This window comes from Cutibacterium acnes (assembly GCF_003030305.1).
GTDB lineage: Bacteria > Actinomycetota > Actinomycetes > Propionibacteriales > Propionibacteriaceae > Cutibacterium > Cutibacterium acnes.
In genome coordinates this window covers 1,959,663-1,978,482 of the sequence record NZ_CP023676.1, presented here as the reverse complement: position 1 = coordinate 1,978,482, position 18,820 = coordinate 1,959,663, and the positions used below count along the sequence as shown (strand labels likewise).

Here is an 18,820-nt window from a genome sequence, read left to right as displayed (position 1 = left end):
TCGGGGGCCCGTCCAGAAACGTTCCTGGGAACCTCCCAGGAATATCCACATGACGCGTCCCGTGCACAAGCGGGCGACATTCCAGAAGGAGCCCCAGTGGCAAAGGCCAAGTTCGAGCGGACCAAGCCGCACTGCAACATCGGCACCATCGGACACATCGACCACGGCAAGACGACCCTCACCGCGGCGATCTCCAAGGTGCTGCACGACAAGTACCCGGAGCTGAACGAGGAGTCGCCGTTCGACCAGATCGACAAGGCTCCCGAGGAGCGTCAGCGCGGCATCACCATTTCGATCGCTCACATCGAGTACCAGACCGAGAAGCGTCACTACGCTCACGTCGACTGCCCTGGGCACGCTGACTACGTCAAGAACATGATCACCGGTGCTGCTCAGATGGACGGCGCCATCCTCGTGGTTGCTGCTACCGACGGCCCGATGCCTCAGACTCGCGAGCACGTTCTGCTCGCTCGTCAGGTGGGCGTGCCCGCCATCGTCGTCGCCCTCAACAAGTGCGACATGGTTGACGATGAGGAGCTCATTGAGCTCGTCGAGATGGAGGTCCGCGAGCTGCTGACCTCGCAGGAGTTCGACGGCGACAACTGCCCTGTCGTTCGCATCTCCGCCTTCCAGGCCCTCCAGGGTGATGAGAAGTGGACCCAGTCGATCCTCGACCTCATGGACGCCGTGGACGAGTACATCCCGCAGCCTGAGCGCGATCTCGACAAGCCCTTCCTTATGCCGATCGAGGACGTCTTCACCATCACCGGCCGTGGCACCGTTGTCACCGGTCGTGTCGAGCGCGGCGTCGTCAAGACTGGCGAAGAGGTCGAGATCGTCGGTATCCACGAGAAGACCCAGAAGACCACCGTTACCGGTGTCGAGATGTTCCGCAAGATCCTCGACGAGGGCCGCGCTGGTGAGAACGTCGGCGTTCTGCTCCGTGGCACCAAGAAGGAGGATGTCGTTCGCGGCATGGTCCTCTCCAAGCCTGGTTCCACCACCCCCCACACCGACTTCGAGGGCCAGGTCTACGTCCTCAAGAAGGATGAGGGTGGCCGCCACAAGCCGTTCTTCTCCCACTACAGCCCCCAGTTCTACTTCCGTACCACGGACGTGACTGGCACTGTTGAGCTCCCCGAGGGCACCGAGATGGTCATGCCTGGCGACAACACCGACATGACTGTGCACCTGATTCACCCGGTTGCCATGGAGGATCAGCTCAAGTTCGCTATCCGTGAGGGCGGCCGCACCGTCGGTGCTGGTCGAGTCACCAAGATCATCAAGTGATGTGATCTGAGCTTTTCACGAGGCCCGTTCCCCTAGGGGAACGGGCCTCGTCGCATGTGAATACAGATAAATTCTGCTTACTTGGCAATAGGCAGCAAAGTACATCCGGGTAGCCCCCGCCTGTTACCGAGGGGCTGACGTCTTAGGAATTGCCTTGGCGACCGCGGCCACGGTGTTGTCGTCGCAGGAAATCCCCAACACAGCAGCCCAGATGGGGATGAACTCGCTGTGGTAATTGTGACCGTGGCCGCCTGGTGGGGTCGTCGCTAGGGTCATGTCGGCGGTTACCTGCCAAAAACTTGACCACGGTGTCCACAGAATGTGGGGATTGACGTCGTTGCCAGCTCTCTCGCGCATCCAGTCGGGTTCAGCCCAAATCATCTCAGGGGACCACCACGTCACTGGGTCTGAAGGATGCTGGACATAGGCAATGCGGGTGTGTGAACGCCAGGGTGGGTAGGGGGCTCCCCAGTGATCATGAGTGATTTCGCGTGGATTGCCTATGAAACGTACAACCCGGCCATTGCCAATCACTGGGACGATTTCGGGAGACCCTTCCCGTCGATGCTTTTCGAGGTCCTTCCAAATTGGTGTGAAACCGGGCGTGCCCACCCACACAGCGCCATCGACCTTCGACACCATGTCATTGATCGACGCAAAGGCTGCCTGCCCTCCGAAGGACCCCAGAGATACCCCGCTGGTGTAGAGCTTGGGACGAGTCTGCGGATCAAGTGTCTTCCAGTAGTTATAGATGATGGTGAACAGTGCTCGGGCTCCCTGCTTTGGTGATTCGCGGTCAAGGAGGAAGGCCCCGACGCTGCCTAAGTACGAGTACTGCATGGTGGCGGTGGCGCAGTCGCCGCGGGTCAAATATTCGACCGCAGACACTGACCATTCCTCCACCCAGCCGGAACCCGTGCCGTTCTGAATGACGAGCACCTTACGGTGAAACGCTCCGGTGCGAATGAGCTCAGCGAGCACGCCACGAGCCTCCGCGGTGTAATCACGTTGGGCATTGAGTCCGGCATATACCCGGATTGGCTCCTTCGCCGGTTTCCCCATGACATCGCTGATCATGGCGGCGCTCGGCCCGTCGGTGACGACGTCTTTGCCTTCTCGGCCCAGTCCGTCCCAGGTCTGGAGGGAAGCCGGGGAGCCAGACCTCAGGGGAGACGTCGGCGGGGTGCGTCCGGCTGCTGTTTGGGCATTCGTCTGTGCCATGACATGGGCGACGCCGTTGGCGGTGGTTCTCACGATGACGTTATTGGTCGCCCAGAGCAGTAAAGCCACGCTTAAAGCAACGACAACGACGGCGAGAACTGGCTGGGCGATGAAACGGTGCACACCGGTGTACAGAGTTCGGATGCCGTGAGCGATGAAACGCATAAGTAGCACTGTTGTGACGAAGAAGACGAGGCCCGTCAATACCCCGACCGTCTGCGCGAACCACACCTTACGTGGCAGCCCGACAGCGTCGGATACAGAACGTTGCTGTCGGGTGCACCATATGAACATTCCGAGCGATATAAGGGTGAGGATTGCATACCAACTACGTCGAATCCCTCGCACGGCGCTGGTCGACACTGTCACATGTAACCGAGTGATCTCTGCTAACCATCGCGAGATTCGGCCAATGAATCCGCCGATCCCGTATGCAAAGAGTGTTGATAACCACACATTGACCGCAACCATCCACCACGTCCGGGGAACCAGTGAGGGCGTTAAAGCCGTCCATAGACCGAACAGGGCAAAGATGAGGCCAACGATGCTGGCACGGCGCAGTACTTTCGCCGGCCAACTCCGGTTGGCCAGCCGAGCCGGGTACCCATGCTTAGGAACCCACGGGACGATTTGGGTAGTCAGCGCTACATCCTTCCAGTATCGACGACGTGCGGTCTTTACCTGCCATGATCGCACTCTTCCACGTTGCCCGGATAAGAAGAGCCTCGGCCTACCTTTGAGGTGGGCCGAGGCTTAACAATGTTCACACGTAGTCAGACGCCAGTGCCGGGCAGGGTTGTCGGATGATTGGGAGAGCCAGATCCCGGTTGGGACCCACCAGATGTGCCGCCGTCACCTGGCTTGCCGCTGCTTGGCCATGTCTCGCCGGTCGTGGTGAGGAACCAGTTGCGATCGAAAAAGTCCTTCGGATCGATCGTCTTCATTGCCATGGCAGTATCGATGAGTAGCTGGCGAATCTCGAGGATCTCGTCCCAGACGACTGGAGCTTCGGTCACGTGCGGGTAATCCCCGCCACCGCTCATGCGATAGTTATTGATGGCCAGCACGAACCTCTGGTCATGAGCGACCGGCCTACCCTGCCACGACAAGCCCAGGATACGCGCGCCGACCGGCCGGGAAATATCGATGGAGTACGTGACCCCAGTAACGGCGTCATAGTTGTAATCCCATACCGGCTTGCCCTGGTAATCGGCCTGAGTGTCGCCGCCTTCGCTGGCCGGAGCCGGATTGACGGCGGCCCCTTTCTTGACCTGCTTGAAGTACTTCGCGGAGTACTCCAGGTAGTCCTTGAGCTGCTTACCGGTAAGCAGGATTCCGGCCAACGTGTTGTCAAAGACGTACAGCCCGGCGATGTCCTTGATCTTGACGTCACCTTTCGGGAAGGCCGCAGTGCGGGAGAACGGTGACACCTGGGCGATGACCGGGATGCCGTTATATGTGCCGCCCTTGATCGCCTTGGCAACGGTGTCGGCCTCGACCTTGCCGATGAAGTCGAGGATCGGGGTGTCTTCGACCATCGAACGCTCAGTTGTCAGCGTCTCCGTCGAGGTGGCAACAACTGAGTTGACGTACCTGACGGTGGCCTTGTGGTCGGTCTGTAGTTGGGAGTCGGAGGCGAACTCTGTGTCCTCCTCAACATCGCGGGTGTAACGCGGCCTGACCGTGATCTGATCGTGGCGGATCGTGGCCTTGGTGGCGGAGAAATTCAGCGGAATCGTCACTTGAGATACCGAACGAGCCCAGTAGTCGGGCTGAGTGATGACGACCTTGTGCCCTGAGATGCCGTCAACAATCTCAACGGGGTCGTCCTGATGGGTGTGACCGATGACAACCAGGTCAACCTCGGGAACAGACTTTGCCAACACGGTGGCGTTATTCTCGGGCAACCCGTGGTAAACCGGGGCAGCCTGAACCTCGGAGAGCCCGGCATGAATGAGCACGACGACGACGTCGGCACCATCTTTGCGAAGACGTACTGAGTATCGAGCGGCGGACTTGACTGGATCAGCGATATCGACCTTGCCGACCAGGTTTGCCTTGTCCCACACCATTGAGCCGGGGTAGTGACCGCGACTATGCCAACCTTCACCTCGTGACCGGCAACGTTTTTGGTCAGCATGAGGCTGCCCTGGGTGAGGGGCTTGCCGGTTTTGACATCAATGACGTTGGCGCATAGCAGCGGGGCCTTGAGGTCGTTGTGGTAGCGGAACAGTTCTGCGACCCCGTAATTGAACTCATGATTGCCGATATTTGCAGCGTCATATCCTACCAGGTTGAAGGCGCGAGCCATGACCTCATCGTGACCGAGCTTTTCGGGTTGCTTCGCTGAAAGGTATGTCAGCGGGGTGCCCTGGATGGTGTCGCCGTTGTCGAGCATGACGACAGAGTCGGCGCCTTGCTCCGCGCGGACCTGTTTCGCGATCGTGGCCACGCGGCTTACACCCAAGGGAGCCGAGGAACGCCCCTTATCCGAAGGCGGAAAGGCAGCGTCAGCGAAGTAATCCCAGTCGAAGACATGACCGTGGATATCGGTCGTCGCCAACACTGTTAGCGCCGCCGTGCTGAACGTGGAGTCTGAAACTGTGGAGGTCGGTGATGCGAGGGAGCGGTCAACTGCTGTCATGGTGAGTCCAGCTCCCAGCGAGCCGGCCAGCAGGGCGCGGCGCGACAGGTTCGTACCAAGGGGGTTGTCATGCATAGATGGCGTCTTTCCAACGGGTTGGGAAGCGACACCATCGTTACCGAATGAGGTGAGCGTTGGGGAACAAATCGATGGATTTTTGTCGGCAACACTGTCTGGTCAGGCCTGGCGCTTTTGTAGCTGGGCCCATTCGTCACGCAGACCGACGGTGCGATGGAACACGGCGGTGTCGTGATCTGCAGCGAAGTATCCCAGTCTCTCGAATTGCACTACCTCGCCCGGAGCCACATTGGCCAGGGCCGGTTCGGCCATGACCTCGGTGAGTGTTTCGCGGGAATGTGGGTTGAGATCGTCAAGGGCTTCCCCGGTCTGCGACCCAGGAATCTCAGCGCTGAATAAGCGGTCGTACAGGTTGGCTGTCACGGGAATGGCATGGCCAGCCGAAACCCAGTGCATCGTCGACTTCACTTTGCGGCCGTCAGGGGCGGTTCCGCCGCGCGATTGCGGGTCGTAACTGGCGTGAACCTCAGCAATAGTTCCGTCAGGATTTTTGACGACGTCGGTGGCTGTCACCAGATAGGCGCCGCGCAGGCGCACCTCATGTCCGGGGGAGAGGCGGAAGAATTTGCGGGGAGGGTCCTCGCGGAAATCATCGGCCTCAATCCAGAGCTCTCCGGTGAAGGGGACGCGACGGGTGCCGTCGTCAGGATTCTCCGGATTATTGACCAGCTGGAACCATTCCACCACCGGGTTGCCGTCGTCGTCAGTCGGCCAGCCGTCAAGGACAAGCTTGAGGGGGTGCAACACAGCCATGCGCCGCTGAGCGGTGGCGTTGAGCTCGCGGCGCACGAAGGACTCAAACTCCTCAATGGCCTTGACCGAGTTGTTCTTGGTAGTGCCGACGGCCTGGCAGAAGGCTCGAATGGCGGCTGCTGGGTATCCACGGCGACGCATACCGCGCAGGGTGGGCATGCGCGGATCATCCCATCCGTCAACGATGTTGTTGGTTACTAGGGACTTGAGCCGGCGCTTCGAGGTGATGGTGTGGGTCAACTCGAGACGGGCAAATTCGCGCTGCTTGGGGGCAGGGCCGTCCAGAGGCAAGTGGGAAAGGAACCAGTCGTAGAGCGGACGATGACTGTTGAATTCTAGGGAGCACAACGAGTGAGTCACGCCCTCAATAGCGTCAGACTGACCATGTGCCCAGTCATACGTGGGGTAGATGCACCACTCGGTACCGGTGGAGTGGTGGGCTTGGTGGCGGATCCGGTACATGACTGGGTCGCGCAGCCACATATTTTCGGCCTGCATATCGATGCGGGCACGCAGGCAGCGGGAACCGTCGGGGAATTCCCCGGCACGCATCCGCCTCAACAGGTTAAGGGATTCTTCGGCAGGACGGTTGCGATAGGGACTTTCAATGCCCGGCTTACCGTAGCCGCCGCGTTGCTCACGGATAGTTTCGGGGGACTGGTCGTCAACGTAGGCCAGTCCCTCACGTACGAGGTATTTCGCCCACTCGTAAAGCTGCTCGAAATAGTCCGACGCGTGGACAACGTGGGCCGGGGAGTAGCCTAACCACTCAATGTCTGCAATGATCGACTCGACATACTCGGTTTCCTCGGTGCCTGGATTAGTATCATCAAGTCTCAGGTTGCAGGTGCCGCCGAAATCCTCGGCAACGCCGAAATCGGTGACGATGGCCTTCGCGTGGCCAATGTGGAGGTAGCCGTTAGGCTCAGGTGGGAACCGGGTCTGGACGCGCCCGCCGTAGGTGTCCTGTTGGATGTCCGCGCGAACAACCTGATGAATGAAGTCCGAGCTGGACTCAGCCGGGTTTCCAGTAGGTTCTGCCATGGCGGGAACTTTACCGGAGTCTGTCAGCGGATCCCGATAGACTTCGTGTCATCATGACTGATTTGCATCCCGCGCGCACGCGCGTTGCCCCCTCGCCCACTGGTGATCCTCACGTCGGTACGGCCTATATGGCCTTGTTCGACAAGGCATGGGCACAACGCACCGGTGGCCAGTTTGTGCTGCGCATCGAGGACACCGATCGCACTCGTCTGGTGGCGGATTCGGAAGATCAGATTTATCAGACACTCGAGTGGCTGGGGTTATCTCCTGACGAGTCCCCGCTCGTCGGTGGCCCGTATGAGCCGTACAAGCAGTCTGAGCGGTTAGACACGTACAAACCGCTCGTTGAGAAGCTCATCGAGTCCGGTCACGCCTATCGTTGCTGGTGCTCCCAGGAGAGGCTCAAGCAGTTGCGTGAGGAGCGTGCTGCAGCGAAGTCGCCGGAGACTGGTTACGACCGGATGTGTCTGGGGATGTCGAAAGAGGAAAGAGCTAAGCTGCCAGGTTTCACCGAGACCCCGGTGGTTCGGATGCTTATTCCTGAGGATGTCGATCTGGAGTTTGATGACCTTATCCGGGGCACGGTGCGCGCTCCTCGTCCTGACGATCAGGTGATCCTCAAAGCTGACGGGTTCCCGACCTATCACATGGCCGTCGTCGTCGACGATCATCTGATGGGTATCGATACCGTCGTGCGCGGTGAGGAATGGATTTCGTCAACGCCCAAGCATCTATTGCTTTACAAGTGGCTGGGATGGGAAGCGCCGAAGTTCGCTCATATGCCCCTGCTGCGTAATACTGATAAATCCAAAATTTCTAAGCGTAAGAACCCGGCTGCTCGGCTGATGTGGTTCCGTGAGCAAGGCTATCTGCCTGAGGCGTTGCGTAATTTCCTTCAATTGCTGGCTTACCCGACGGTCGCTGAGGGCCAGGAAATGGAGGACTTTGATTCCTTCGTATCCCGGTTCGATTGGGGGAACGTTTCTACAGGCGGCCCGGTCTTCGACGTCACTAAATTGGACTGGCTCAACGGTCAGTACATTCGCAGCCTTGACGCTGAGGTCCTCACCGATCGTGTGCTCGACTACGCCGACCAGATGTGTCAGGCGCGACACGTTCTGGGTCGTGATCTGACCCAGGAGGATCGCTGTGTCATCCACGCCGCGATGCCGCTAGTTCGGGAAAGATTAACGTTGTTGTCCGAGGCCCTGCCCAAGCTGGCCTTCCTGCTGACTGACGACGACGCCTTGGTCTTCGATGAGGATTCCGTGGCCAAGCTCAAGGCGGGAGCCGACGACATCCAGCATGCCGCTGTTGAGGTACTCAAGGGACTTGACGATTTTTCCGCTGACGCTATCCAAGCTGCCTTGCGCGCCCGACTGTGCGACGAGATGGGCATCAAGCCCCGCCTAGCCTTTGCGCCGGTTCGGGTGGCTGTGACTGGTTCGCGGGTGTCCCCGCCGCTGTTCGAGGCGATGGAGATTCTGGGCAAGGAGTCGACTCTTCGTCGTATGCAAAGGTTCGAGGCTGAGATAGACCAGAAGTAATGACTGAACACAGGGAGACGAGGGTTGCGCTGCGGCGCCATCCACTTCTGCGACGCCCAATAGTGTGGTTCTGGGCGCTCGTCACCTGTTATTGGGCGTTGGTGTGGCGAACGCCTGTGTGGGATATCGATGATTTGTATTTCGCCACCCGATCTGGCACTCCCGGCGGGCGTATTGACTGGGCGGATTTTGCGCGGCTCACCGTCTACGATCTGGTAGAGCGCAATGGTCGTTTCTCGGACATGATGGTGCAGCTCGCCATGGCGATGGGGGGATGGATTCGCGTTCCCCTCATACTCTCGTCTGTGTCGGCGTCGCTGGCACTATAGCTCATGGTGCGAGCCCTCATTCGAGATCTACGGGCAGTAGTATCTCCCGGTGCCGACCTTTTAGCAGGCGTCGGTGCATTTCTCGCACCAATGGCCGTGATTGGGTTCGAGCCACATATGGGTGGGGACACGATCATGTTCATTGCCGCGAACATCGGCTATATGTGGGGTCTAGCGCTCGGTATCGTCTCTATCCTTCTGTTGTGGTCCCAGCGGGGGCCGAATGTCGACCACGGCTGGGTTTTGTGGATAGCGGTGGTGCTGTCATGTGTAGCAAGCATTCACCATGAATTGAATGCGCCGGGAATCGTCGGGGCAATTGTTGCCATGGCTCTCATCACACCTGCTGGGAAATGGACTACTCGGTGGGCGGTGGCTCTGATCGTGGCGGCTGTGGGAAATGCCGCGAGAATGGGAATGCCGGGTTTGTGGGCACGTCGTCACCGAGTGGGAGACCCATACCCGTACCCGAAATCAACCGGGGAGGTTCCCAAACGAGTGTCATTCATCGTCGACTCCGTCAGTCATTCGCTCAGCAATTACCCGGTCGTGTTCTTTGCGATCATGCTGTCAGTCATCGCTATGTGTCTGGTAGTCATGAAGCGCGGATTCCACCGTCGCGCTATCGGTATCCTGCTCACCCTGTTCTGTGTGGCGTCTGTCGGGCTGGCCGCGGCCAGCCTGCGAATTATTACGGTACTCGCGCAACGAAAGCTCGTGGGAGATATTCGACTGTACTTCTCGGCCACCGGAGTGCTGAGCGGGGTGTGCTTCGGCATCGTGATGGTGATCCTTGTAGTGCTCACAGTGATGGTTGCTCGCTTACCGGGATGCGGCATGGTGGGGGTGTCGACGGGCGCGGCGTTTGGTTATGATGCGCTGCCGTTGATTCAAGGTTCTCCAGGGGGACGAACGTCCTTCCTCGGCCTCGTGGTTTTTACCGTGAGCGCGCTGATATGGGCATGGGCTGCAGTCGGGCTGATGCGGGGTAGCACAGCCCAGGGCGACAGCTGTGTTCCAGCCTCGGAATCTGGCGCGCGAGTTATGGCGGCATCGGAGACGCAACTCGCGACGGTCCTGGCCATGGTTACTACCGCGTCATGTCTGGGTACCGGCCCATTGGGAGCGTGGGAGATGCTCGAGGGAGCAACACTCAACGGTAGCGTCTGGCGACCGGTCAACGCCCAGGTAGACGCGGCACGCCGTGGGGAGCGCGACACAGTCGTCGTCCCGAAGGCGCTGCCCGCCCCAGACTGGTTGCCCGACTATGCGGGCCGCCGTGGATCCACCGAGGCCCGCCTTCATCAGTATTACGACCTCCCGAAGAACGTCACCGTGGTGCGTCGCTGAGAGCACCGTCAAGGACTTCGCGGAGGGACGTGACGAGAATCCGAATGTGCTCGTCAGTGTGACGTGCCGTGAGACAAATACGCAGGATGGCGTCGCCCCTCGCGACTGCGGGGTAGCGGATTGCACCGACCATGAGGCCGCGACGAGCCAGCTCTTCCTGAGCTGCGACAGCACGAGATTCCGGTCCCACGGGGATCCGGATAATCGGGCCGCGATCATGGGCGGCCGAGGGCGGGATGAGGTCAGCTTCGGCCAGGAGGAGACGTGCCTGGGCGACGTTAGCTTGAAGACTACAGACCCGACGTGTGTCAGTTCGTAGGTACTCCACGGCTGCGGCCACGCCTGCCGCGACGACAGGGGAAGGGGCGCTGGAAAACACGTACCCTCGTGCGCAGTTGCGCATCAGGGTAGCCAGAGTCTCGTCGACGCATGCGAAACCACCCTCGACTCCGAGAGCTTTGCTTGCTGTTCCCAACAAGACGTCGGGTCGTTGTGATGCCGGGAGTTCTTCGGTCGCGCCGCGGCCAGTAGGCCCGACCGTACCAATCCCATGAGCATCGTCGACGACAACCAGAGCACCATGGCGGTGGGCAATCTCGACGAGCTCGCCGACAGGGGCGACGTCGCCGCCCATGGAGTAGACGCCTTCGGTGAGTACGAGCGCCCTGTCGGTCGTGACGCAATCAAGGGCTGTGTCGATAGCGTCGAGGTCGGCGTGGGGGACGACGACGGTGCGCGCTCGCGCCAAGCGGCACCCGTCGATCAGGCTGGCATGGTTCTCAGCATCGGAAATGACGGTGACGTGAGGGTCGGCAAGCAACTGTATGGTCGCGATGTTGGCCTGGTAGCCGCTGGCCATGAACACGGCCTGCGGGTATCCCAACCATGCGGCGATCTCATGTTCAGCCTGGTGGTGAGCTACGGAAGTGCCCGTCGTGAGGCGAGAGCCACCCGAACTACTCCCGAGCCTTCTGACAGTGTTGTTCATAGCCTGCTGAACCTTAGGCTCGGTCGACAGGCCGAGGTAGTCCGATGAGGAGAACAGCAAGGCAGGCCCGTCGGTTGTGACGGCGTCAGGATCCTGGGCAGAACAGAAGGTGCGGGGACGGCGCTCGAGGCCAGCAGCGCGCCATGCGTTGAGACGGCCGCAGAGGTGACCATGCCAGGAGGTCGCTTTCTGGCTGCTGGCCGTGGCAGGGCCGATAAGAACGGGGTGGTTTTCGAGCCACGTGGTGATCGTGGTCGGGTCGGCACGTGCCGTATCGACGAGGATGACGCGTCCACCATTGGGGTCGCCGTCAGCTTTGACGTTGGTCACCGTCGTGTAGACCCCGTCGACACAAACGTAGCCGCGGGTGTAATGGGGGTCGTCGGAAATGCAGAATTCCGCCAGTACTCCTGGTGCGGCTGCGACTTTGCTAGCCAACAACACGGCTTCATGATGGTGTTTCTTGTGTGCCAAAGACGCTCCCGGGGCCGATTCGGTGAGATCTCCGAACTTCGTAACTCGCACCCCACGCAGAGGGTCGGCCTCTAACCGACGGTCAGTTCCCGCTTCAACCATGGCAGCTCCTCGCATGGTTGGGCCTTCGGTGAGAACACGCAGTGCTTCGGCAGGATGGGGGACGAAGCGGGATAAGACGTCGACAAAGTACTGGCGAGCCGCCACGGGATCAGGACATTCCTTAAGCTCAGTGGGAAGAGCAGGAATGATGGTGGGCTCGACGTCGAGTTGATCCAGACTGACTCGCACCTGCCGGGCTTTGACGGTATGCCCCGGCGCAAGGGCACGTTGTGTTAGACCGGCCACGGTCTGCTCGATCATTCCCGGTGCAACGAGTGACTCGGCTCCGCTGACGTGATAGGGCTCGTCATCGAGGGTCCCAGTGGCTCTCATGCGCACACTCCACCAGGCCACAGTTGTGGGGTTTTGCGATGACATTGGCGACTCCTCGGCGTTGGCAACCGGATAACAATTGAACACCATTCAATTGCCGAGTCGTTGTTGGGGTCTGACGGTCCTGATTTGCCTTGCTGGTTTGTCGGTGACACACTGTAGAAGTTGCTCCGAACGGGGTTGTAGTGCGCCCCGCCCAATGATCTTTCGAGGTCGGGCCCGGCCACTGCAGCCATACGGTAGAGGTGTCACCACCAAGGTGAGTCCGCTGCCGGGCCCATGGAAGCGGGTCAGTATCGGATGACTGCCGACAAATCCACAGTGTTCACGGGGTCCTCGACGGCTAGTGAGCGGTGGTGTTCTGCGGTTTGCGATGCGCGACACACCCGAGCGCGTGGGTCGGAGGGGAGCGACGTGACCTTGCGGTTTCCGGATCTGCGGGATCGTGAGGTTGGGACCAATGAGGAGTTCGCTCCTCACGCCGGAACCCTCTGGGCGTACCGGACTCCCACGTCAGGGAATCTTGGACGCGGCAGAGACGAGTAGAAGGAACAACTGTGGCGGGACAAAAGATCCGCATCAGGCTGCGGGCCTACGACCACGAGGTCATCGACTCGTCGGCGCGCAAGATCGTCGACACGGTGACCCGCACGGGCGCTAAGGTCGCCGGCCCGGTGCCGCTGCCGACCGAGAAGAACGTGTTCTGTGTGATCCGTTCGCCCCACAAGTACAAGGACAGCCGCGAGCACTTCGAGATGCGCACCCACAAGCGGCTCATCGACATTCTCGAGCCGACCCCAAAGACAGTCGATTCGCTGATGCGTCTTGACCTGCCGGCTGGTGTCGACATCGAGATCAAGCTTCCGTGAGGTTGAGCACCATGACCAATGAACGCACTGTCAAGGGCGTGCTGGGCACCAAGCTCGGCATGACCCAGCTGTGGGACGAGCACAATAGGCTCGTTCCCGTGACCGTCATCCAAGCCGGACCGTGTGTCGTCACTCAGGTGCGCACGCCCGAGACTGATGGCTACTCCGCCGTCCAGCTTGGCTACGGGGCCGTCAAGGCGAAGAACGTCACCAAGCCGGAGGCTGGCCACTTCGAGAAGGCTGGTGTGACCCCTCGACGTCACCTCGTCGAGTTGCGCACCGCCGACGCCTCCGAATACACCCTGGGCCAGGAGATCGCTGCTGACGTGTTCTCCGAGTCCGATTTCGTCGACGTCACCGGCACCAGCAAGGGCAAGGGCACCGCTGGCGTCATGAAGCGTCACGGTTTCGGTGGTTTGCGTGCTACCCACGGTGTGCACCGCAAGCACCGCTCGCCAGGCTCCATCGGCGGCTGCTCGACGCCAGGCAAGGTCATTAAGGGCCTCCGCATGGCCGGCCGCATGGGTGTCGAGCGCGTGACTGTCCAGAACCTGCAGGTTCACTCCGTCGACGCCGAGCGCGGGATCATGCTGGTCCGCGGCGCGGTTCCCGGCCCGAAGGGTTCCCTGCTCGTCGTCCGCAGTGCCGCCAAGAAGGCCGCCAAGAATGGGGATGCCGCATGAACGAGACCAAGACCATCGACGTCCTTGACGTCAAGGGTAAGAAGGCCGGATCGGCCGAGCTTCCCGGTGACCTCTTCGACGTGAATACCAACATTCCGCTGATTCATCAGGTCGTCGTCGCCCAGCTTGCGGCTGCTCGTCAGGGCACCCACGCTACGAAGACCCGTGGCCAGGTCTCTGGCGGCGGCAAGAAGCCGTGGCGCCAGAAGGGCACCGGTCGTGCTCGTCAGGGTTCGACTCGTGCACCGCAGTGGGTCGGTGGCGGCACCGTTCACGGTCCGCAGCCGCGTTCCTACGCTCAGCGCACCCCTAAGAAGATGGTGGGCGCTGCTTTGCGTGGGGCCCTGTCTGATATGGCTCGCGACAACCGCATCTTCGTCGTGACCTCGCTGGTTGACGGTGACAAGCCCTCGACTAAGCAGGCCAAGGCTGTGCTGTCCGGTCTGGCTGAGCTTCGTAAGGTGCTCGTCGTCCTGGACCGCAGCGACGAAATCGACTGGTTATCGGTGCGTAACCTCTCCGAGGTTCACGTTCTGGCTGCCGATCAGCTCAACACCTATGACGTCGTCAACGCCCGGACCATCGTGTTCAGCCAGGCTGGCCTCGACGCTTTCGTCGGTGCCCGCAGCGCTAATACCCAGGCCTTGTCCGCTGAACCTGAGGTCCCTGAGACCAATGTTGCCGATCAGCACCCCTACGGTGAGGACTCCTTCCGTGGTGACAACCCGCCGGCTGGTTTCGACATCAAGGGCAACGAGGACTCCATGAAGTTCCACGAGCCGTCATCTCCGTGGTACGGGCGCACCATCGCTGAGGTGTGGTTCCGTTCCGCCGCGGCTGCTGAGGCCGCTGGCTTCGTCAACGCCGTTAAGTCCGACTCCGAGAAGGAGGACGCCAAGTGAGCGAGCTGAAGATCCGAGATCCCCGGGACATCATCCTCGCCCCGGTCGTCTCCGAGAAGAGCTACGGTCTGCTCGACCAGAACACCTACACGTTCGTGGTCAAGCCGACTGCTAATAAGACCGAGATCAAAATTGCGATCGAGCAGATCTTCGGTGTGAAGGTCACCTCGGTGAACACGATGAATCGCAAGGGGAAGGTACGCCGCACTCGCACTGGCGTGGGTAAGCGTCCCGACACCAAGCGCGCCATCGTGACTGTTGCCGAGGGTGATCGCATCGACATCTTCACCGGCCCGGTCGCCTGAGCCGCGAGAGAAGGAACGAAGTACCAATGGGTATCCGCAAGTACAAGCCCACCACTCCGGGCCGTCGCGGCTCGAGCGTGTCGGACTTCGTCGAGCTCACCCGCTCGACTCCTGAGAAGTCCCTGCTCGTTGCCAAGCCCAAGACGGGTGGTCGCAACAACACAGGCCGCATTACCACCCGTCACATTGGTGGTGGACATAAGCAGGCCTACCGCATCATTGATTTCAAGCGTTACGACAAGGACGGCGTGCCGGCCAAGGTTGCTCACATTGAGTATGACCCGAACCGCACCGCTCGTATCGCTCTGCTCCACTACGCCGACGGCGAGAAGCGTTACATCATCGCCCCTGACGGTGTTGGCCAGGGAACCGTCGTGGTGTCCGGCCCTGAGGCTGACATCAAGCCGGGTAATAACCTGCCGCTGCGCAACATTCCGGTCGGTACCACGGTTCACGCTGTGGAGCTGCGTCCGGGCGGTGGCGCCAAGATGGGTCGCTCCGCCGGGGCGTCGGTGCAGTTGGTCGCTCGCGAGGGTAAATACGCCACTGTGCGTCTTCCCTCAGGTGAGATGCGCATGGTCGACATTCGCTGCCGCGCCACCATCGGTGAGGTCGGTAATGCCGAGCAGATCAACATCAACTGGGGTAAGGCTGGCCGTAACCGCTGGAAGGGCATTCGCCCGACCGTTCGCGGTGTGGTCATGAACCCGATCGACCACCCGCACGGTGGTGGCGAGGGCCGTACCTCCGGCGGTCGTCACCCAGTGAGCCCTTGGGGTAAGCCCGAGGGTCGCACCCGTAACAAGAAAAAGGCGAGCAGCCGTCTCATCGTGCGTCGCCGCAAGTCCGGCAAGAAGCGCTGATTGGGAGTCTGAGACATGCCACGCAGTCTGAAGAAGGGCCCCTTCGTCGACGAGCATCTGGCCAAGAAGGTCACTGCCCAGAACGAGGCGGGCACACACAACGTCATTAAGACCTGGTCGCGTCGCTCCATGGTCACCCCCGACATGATCGGGCACACCATCGGCGTGCATGACGGCCGCAAGCACGTCCCGGTTTTCGTGACCGAATCGATGGTTGGGCACAAGCTCGGAGAGTTCGCCCCGACCAGGACCTTCAAGGGTCACGTGAAGGACGATAAGAAGGCGCGCAGGCGCTGACGAGAGGGATCTGATTCATGAGCAAAACTGAGAGGCCCAGCCGTCGCGCCGCCCTGCTCGGCGATCGACCCGGCTCGTACGCTATTGCGCGTCACGTCCGGATGAGCGCCAGCAAGTGCCGTCGTGTTATCAACCTGGTTCGCGGTATGGACGCCGTTGATGCAGTGACCATGCTGAAGTTCCAGCCGCAGGCCGCGGCCGAGCCGATTCGCAAGGTTATTGCCTCAGCCATGGCCAACGCCGAGCAGACCGAGGGCCTGCGTGCCGACGACCTGTACATTTCGCAGGCCTTTGTCGACGAGGGCATCACCATGCGCCGCATCCGTCCTCGCGCCAAGGGATCCGCTAGCCGGATTCTGAAGCGCTCCGCTCACATCACCGTGGTTGTTGAGCCCAAGGAAGCCCGTCAGGCCCGTAAGAAGGCCAAGTCGGGACGTCCAGCAGCTGCAGCCAAGTCCGAGACCGAGAAGGGAGCCTGACATGGGCCAGAAAATCAATCCCCATGGTTTCCGTCTCGGTGTGACGACCGATCACAAGACCCGCTGGTACGCCGAGAAGCAGTACGCCGAGCTCGTGGGTGAGGATGTCAAGATCCGAGAGTGGCTCCACAAGAATCTGGAGCGCGCCGGTCTTTCGTCCATCGAGATCGAGCGTCGCTCCGAGCGCGTGACCATTTTCCTTTACGCCGCTCGCCCGGGCATCGTTATCGGGCGCAATGGCGCGGAGGCCGAGCGCGTGCGCGGTGAGCTCGAAAAGCTCACCGGCAAGCAGATCCAGCTGAATATCCTCGAGGTCAAGAGCCCTGAGACTGACGCTCAGCTGGTCGCACAGGGAATCGCCGAGCAGCTTGCTGCCCGTGTCGCTTTCCGTCGCGCCATGCGCAAGGCTCAGCAGTCCGCCATGAACGCCGGCGCTCTTGGTATTCGTATCAAGTGCTCCGGACGTCTGGGGGGCGCTGAGATGAGCCGTTCCGAGGGCTATCGCGAAGGCCGTGTGCCGCTGCACACCCTGCGCGCTGACATCGACTACGGCTTCTTCGAGGCCCGCACCACCTTCGGCCGCATTGGCGTCAAGGTGTGGATTTATAAGGGCGACGTCACCGGCACTCGCGCGGAGCGCGCTGCCCAGAAGGCTGCTCGCCAGGCTGCCCAGGGCGGTCGTGGTGGACGCGGTGGAAACCGTCGTGGCCGGGGCGATCGTCCTGACCGTCGCGGTGGACGGCGTCGCGCCGAGGCCGCCAAGCAGTCTGCTGAGACTCCGGCCCCGCAGACCGAGAACGCAGGAGCCTGACATGTTGATTCCTCGTCGAGTGAAGTACCGTAAGCAGCACCATCCCAAGCGGACCGGCGCTGCTAAGGGTGGCACCCAGTTGGCCTTTGGTGACTATGGCATTCAGGCCACCGAGGGTGGGTACCTGACTAACCGTCAGATCGAGGCTGCCCGTATTGCCATGACCCGCTACATCAAGCGTGGTGGAAAGGTGTGGATCAACGTCTACCCGGACCGCCCGATGACCAAGCACCCTGCCGAGTCCCGCATGGGTTCCGGTAAGGGCACGCCTGAGTGGTGGATCGCCAACATCAAGCCTGGACGAGTTCTCTTCGAACTGTCGGGTGTGCCGGAGGACGTGGCCCGCGAGGCCATGCGTCTGGCCATCCACAAGCTGCCGATGAAGGCTCGTTTCATCTCCCGTGAAGGTGGTGACAACTGATGCCGAAGCTTTCTGCTGCTGAGCTGCGCCAGCTTTCCGGTGAAGAGTTGCGCAACAAGGTTCGTGAACTGAAGGAGGAGCTGTTCGGGCTGCGTTTCCAGTCGGCCACCGGTCAGCTCGAGAATACGGCTCGCCTGCGTGAGGTCCGCAAGGATATTGCCCGGGTGTACACCGTGCTCCAGGAGCGCAACCTCAATATCGTCGACGATCCCGATTCCACTAAGGAGGCCTGAGCATGAGCGAGAACACCGCTGAGCGGACGACCCGCCGCAAGGTCCGTGAGGGACTCGTCGTGTCCGACAAGATGAACAAGACGATCACCGTCATGGTTGAGGATCGCGTCAAGCACCCGCTGTACGGCAAGGTCATGACAAAGTCCGTGCGTCTGAAGGCCCATGATGAGAACAACGAGGCCGGTATGGGTGACCGCGTTCGGATCATGGAGACCCGTCCGCTGTCGGCCACCAAGCGCTGGCGCCTCGTCGAGATCATCGAGAAGGCTAAGTGATTGGTTGGTGAGGCGATCACCACACTGACGTCAAGGCGACCCATCCGAAAGGGTGGGTCGCCTTGTTGTGTGTGGGGACAGGGGGAGTAAGCGCCTTGGCTTGCGTTTCGTAGTTAGGTTAAGGCGGGCTAGCGTTGGAGGAGCCAACCACAGCCCAGAGGATCAATCTCAAACCAACGTTTCACCTTGTCTGCCAGCCGCTTGCGTGTGCGTTATGGTTCGTTACCGGTTCTGGATATTGACGACCTGCACGTCTGCCCAGATGCTGGGGGTGGTGGCTCTTGAGGGTTGGCCCCATCCACGTCACGACCCACGCGGCCATCTTTGATGAGTCAACGCGACGACTGGCAATTTGTCGCGACGAGAGTTAAACTGCTGAAGTTGTCCTGCGACTGTGCCCACCTTTAAGCACAGTGCGGAGCCCCGACTCTGCGGAGTCGAAGGTTACCGTGCGCCGCCCGAGGGTGGCGGGACCTCTCGCGGATGACAGCCGCGTACCCCCTGAGGTGCGGGTTACCCTCTGGCAAAA

The 18,820-nt window shown here is 60.7% G+C and carries 20 protein-coding genes; 15 read left to right on the top strand and 5 right to left on the bottom strand.

The genetic code is table 11. The annotated features are described in order from the left end of the window. Positions 1 to 96 precede the first annotated feature (96 nt). Entirely contained in the window at positions 97 to 1,290 is a 1,194-nt protein-coding gene (gene tuf / locus CPA42_RS09950; RefSeq protein ID WP_002514878.1) for an elongation factor Tu, read from the top strand. A gap of 123 nt (positions 1,291 to 1,413) precedes the next feature. Here the strand turns inward: tuf and CPA42_RS09945 are convergent, their stop codons facing one another. The 4 genes from CPA42_RS09945 to CPA42_RS09930 all read right to left on the bottom strand — a co-directional run bounded on the left by CPA42_RS09945 (position 1,414) and on the right by CPA42_RS09930 (position 7,030). Beyond that, positions 1,414 to 3,207 carry an alpha/beta hydrolase gene (locus CPA42_RS09945; RefSeq protein ID WP_002516036.1) on the bottom strand — a complete coding sequence of 598 codons (1,794 nt, stop codon included), beginning with the start codon at positions 3,205 to 3,207 and terminating at the stop codon, positions 1,414 to 1,416. Between the two features lie 77 nt (positions 3,208 to 3,284). Continuing rightward, positions 3,285 to 4,358 (bottom strand): 5'-nucleotidase C-terminal domain-containing protein, encoded by a 1,074-nt coding sequence (locus CPA42_RS13615; RefSeq protein WP_306387962.1) that lies wholly within the window; start codon positions 4,356 to 4,358, stop codon positions 3,285 to 3,287. Further along, complete coding sequence (locus CPA42_RS13610; RefSeq protein WP_002519650.1) at positions 4,250 to 5,230, bottom strand: bifunctional UDP-sugar hydrolase/5'-nucleotidase; 981 nt, start codon at positions 5,228 to 5,230, stop codon at positions 4,250 to 4,252. Before CPA42_RS13610 ends, CPA42_RS13615 begins: the two co-directional genes overlap by 109 nt. Positions 5,231 to 5,332: 102 nt before the next feature. Then, a complete protein-coding gene (locus CPA42_RS09930) occupies positions 5,333 to 7,030 on the bottom strand; it encodes a glutamine--tRNA ligase/YqeY domain fusion protein (protein ID WP_002516014.1) in 1,698 nt (565 codons plus the stop codon). A 128-nt stretch (positions 7,031 to 7,158) separates the two neighbouring features. Between CPA42_RS09930 and gltX the strand changes: the two genes are divergently transcribed. The 3 genes from gltX to CPA42_RS09915 all read left to right on the top strand — a co-directional run bounded on the left by gltX (position 7,159) and on the right by CPA42_RS09915 (position 10,256). Further along, complete coding sequence (gltX, locus tag CPA42_RS09925; protein WP_002519649.1) at positions 7,159 to 8,577, top strand: glutamate--tRNA ligase; 1,419 nt, start codon at positions 7,159 to 7,161, stop codon at positions 8,575 to 8,577. Next, the gene (locus CPA42_RS09920) at positions 8,577 to 8,906 is read left to right on the top strand and encodes a hypothetical protein (protein ID WP_002519648.1); all 330 of its coding nucleotides are present in this window, start codon (positions 8,577 to 8,579) and stop codon (positions 8,904 to 8,906) included. The genes gltX and CPA42_RS09920 overlap by 1 nt, the downstream gene beginning before the upstream one ends. A 90-nt stretch (positions 8,907 to 8,996) precedes the next feature. Next, positions 8,997 to 10,256 (top strand): hypothetical protein, encoded by a 1,260-nt coding sequence (locus CPA42_RS09915; protein WP_002519647.1) that lies wholly within the window; start codon positions 8,997 to 8,999, stop codon positions 10,254 to 10,256. On the opposite strand, the gene CPA42_RS09910 is transcribed toward CPA42_RS09915, so the two are convergent. Continuing rightward, positions 10,237 to 12,153: a 6-carboxyhexanoate--CoA ligase gene (locus tag CPA42_RS09910; RefSeq protein WP_002525155.1), complete on the bottom strand. Its 1,917-nt coding sequence runs from the start codon at positions 12,151 to 12,153 to the stop codon at positions 10,237 to 10,239. The genes CPA42_RS09915 and CPA42_RS09910 overlap by 20 nt on opposite strands. A 557-nt stretch (positions 12,154 to 12,710) precedes the next feature. On the opposite strand from CPA42_RS09910, the gene rpsJ reads away from it, so the two are divergent. Genes rpsJ through rpsQ form a run of 11 tightly spaced genes read left to right on the top strand, consistent with a single transcriptional unit; the run spans position 12,711 to position 18,291 of the window. Continuing rightward, positions 12,711 to 13,022 carry a 30S ribosomal protein S10 gene (gene rpsJ / locus CPA42_RS09895; RefSeq protein ID WP_002514870.1) on the top strand — a complete coding sequence of 104 codons (312 nt, stop codon included), beginning with the start codon at positions 12,711 to 12,713 and terminating at the stop codon, positions 13,020 to 13,022. An 11-nt stretch (positions 13,023 to 13,033) separates the two neighbouring features. Continuing rightward, on the top strand, positions 13,034 to 13,705 hold the full coding sequence (rplC, locus tag CPA42_RS09890) for a 50S ribosomal protein L3 (protein ID WP_002516019.1): 672 nt from the start codon (positions 13,034 to 13,036) through the stop codon (positions 13,703 to 13,705). Continuing rightward, a complete protein-coding gene (gene rplD / locus CPA42_RS09885) occupies positions 13,702 to 14,607 on the top strand; it encodes a 50S ribosomal protein L4, sunset domain variant (protein WP_002516089.1) in 906 nt (301 codons plus the stop codon). Before rplC ends, rplD begins: the two co-directional genes overlap by 4 nt. Next, positions 14,604 to 14,912: a 50S ribosomal protein L23 gene (gene rplW, locus CPA42_RS09880; protein ID WP_002514867.1), complete on the top strand. Its 309-nt coding sequence runs from the start codon at positions 14,604 to 14,606 to the stop codon at positions 14,910 to 14,912. Before rplD ends, rplW begins: the two co-directional genes overlap by 4 nt. 26 nt (positions 14,913 to 14,938) lie before the next feature. Continuing rightward, on the top strand, positions 14,939 to 15,775 hold the full coding sequence (rplB, locus tag CPA42_RS09875; RefSeq protein ID WP_002514866.1) for a 50S ribosomal protein L2: 837 nt from the start codon (positions 14,939 to 14,941) through the stop codon (positions 15,773 to 15,775). 15 nt (positions 15,776 to 15,790) lie between these two features. Then, a complete protein-coding gene (gene rpsS, locus CPA42_RS09870) occupies positions 15,791 to 16,072 on the top strand; it encodes a 30S ribosomal protein S19 (protein ID WP_002516048.1) in 282 nt (93 codons plus the stop codon). A 17-nt stretch (positions 16,073 to 16,089) separates the two neighbouring features. Further along, the gene (gene rplV, locus CPA42_RS09865; RefSeq protein WP_002515971.1) at positions 16,090 to 16,551 is read left to right on the top strand and encodes a 50S ribosomal protein L22; all 462 of its coding nucleotides are present in this window, start codon (positions 16,090 to 16,092) and stop codon (positions 16,549 to 16,551) included. Between the two features lies 1 nt (position 16,552). Further along, entirely contained in the window at positions 16,553 to 17,362 is an 810-nt protein-coding gene (gene rpsC, locus CPA42_RS09860; protein ID WP_002515984.1) for a 30S ribosomal protein S3, read from the top strand. Position 17,363: 1 nt separating this feature from the next. Next, positions 17,364 to 17,783 (top strand): 50S ribosomal protein L16, encoded by a 420-nt coding sequence (gene rplP, locus CPA42_RS09855; protein ID WP_002516060.1) that lies wholly within the window; start codon positions 17,364 to 17,366, stop codon positions 17,781 to 17,783. Continuing rightward, positions 17,783 to 18,016 (top strand): 50S ribosomal protein L29, encoded by a 234-nt coding sequence (gene rpmC, locus CPA42_RS09850; protein WP_002514861.1) that lies wholly within the window; start codon positions 17,783 to 17,785, stop codon positions 18,014 to 18,016. Before rplP ends, rpmC begins: the two co-directional genes overlap by 1 nt. A 2-nt stretch (positions 18,017 to 18,018) precedes the next feature. After that, positions 18,019 to 18,291, top strand: a complete 273-nt coding sequence (rpsQ, locus tag CPA42_RS09845; RefSeq protein ID WP_002516022.1) for a 30S ribosomal protein S17 — start codon at positions 18,019 to 18,021, stop codon at positions 18,289 to 18,291. Positions 18,292 to 18,820: the final 529 nt, after the last annotated feature.

What these genes read in the sequence shown, in the direction of transcription:
- CPA42_RS09930 (WP_002516014.1), bottom strand. Translation starts at nt 7,030, where the DNA reads ATGGCAGAACCTACTGGAAACCCGGCTGAGTCCAGCTCGGACTTCATT.
- CPA42_RS13610 (WP_002519650.1), bottom strand. Translation starts at nt 5,230, where the DNA reads ATGCATGACAACCCCCTTGGTACGAACCTGTCGCGCCGCGCCCTGCTG.
- rplD (WP_002516089.1), top strand. Translation starts at nt 13,702, where the DNA reads ATGAACGAGACCAAGACCATCGACGTCCTTGACGTCAAGGGTAAGAAG.
- CPA42_RS09910 (WP_002525155.1), bottom strand. Translation starts at nt 12,153, where the DNA reads ATGAGAGCCACTGGGACCCTCGATGACGAGCCCTATCACGTCAGCGGA.
- rpsS (WP_002516048.1), top strand. Translation starts at nt 15,791, where the DNA reads ATGCCACGCAGTCTGAAGAAGGGCCCCTTCGTCGACGAGCATCTGGCC.
- rplC (WP_002516019.1), top strand. Translation starts at nt 13,034, where the DNA reads ATGACCAATGAACGCACTGTCAAGGGCGTGCTGGGCACCAAGCTCGGC.
- rplB (WP_002514866.1), top strand. Translation starts at nt 14,939, where the DNA reads ATGGGTATCCGCAAGTACAAGCCCACCACTCCGGGCCGTCGCGGCTCG.
- CPA42_RS09915 (WP_002519647.1), top strand. Translation starts at nt 8,997, where the DNA reads ATGGCCGTGATTGGGTTCGAGCCACATATGGGTGGGGACACGATCATG.
- CPA42_RS09920 (WP_002519648.1), top strand. Translation starts at nt 8,577, where the DNA reads ATGACTGAACACAGGGAGACGAGGGTTGCGCTGCGGCGCCATCCACTT.
- rpmC (WP_002514861.1), top strand. Translation starts at nt 17,783, where the DNA reads ATGCCGAAGCTTTCTGCTGCTGAGCTGCGCCAGCTTTCCGGTGAAGAG.
- rpsC (WP_002515984.1), top strand. Translation starts at nt 16,553, where the DNA reads ATGGGCCAGAAAATCAATCCCCATGGTTTCCGTCTCGGTGTGACGACC.
- rpsQ (WP_002516022.1), top strand. Translation starts at nt 18,019, where the DNA reads ATGAGCGAGAACACCGCTGAGCGGACGACCCGCCGCAAGGTCCGTGAG.
- rplP (WP_002516060.1), top strand. Translation starts at nt 17,364, where the DNA reads ATGTTGATTCCTCGTCGAGTGAAGTACCGTAAGCAGCACCATCCCAAG.
- rplV (WP_002515971.1), top strand. Translation starts at nt 16,090, where the DNA reads ATGAGCAAAACTGAGAGGCCCAGCCGTCGCGCCGCCCTGCTCGGCGAT.
- gltX (WP_002519649.1), top strand. Translation starts at nt 7,159, where the DNA reads ATGGCCTTGTTCGACAAGGCATGGGCACAACGCACCGGTGGCCAGTTT.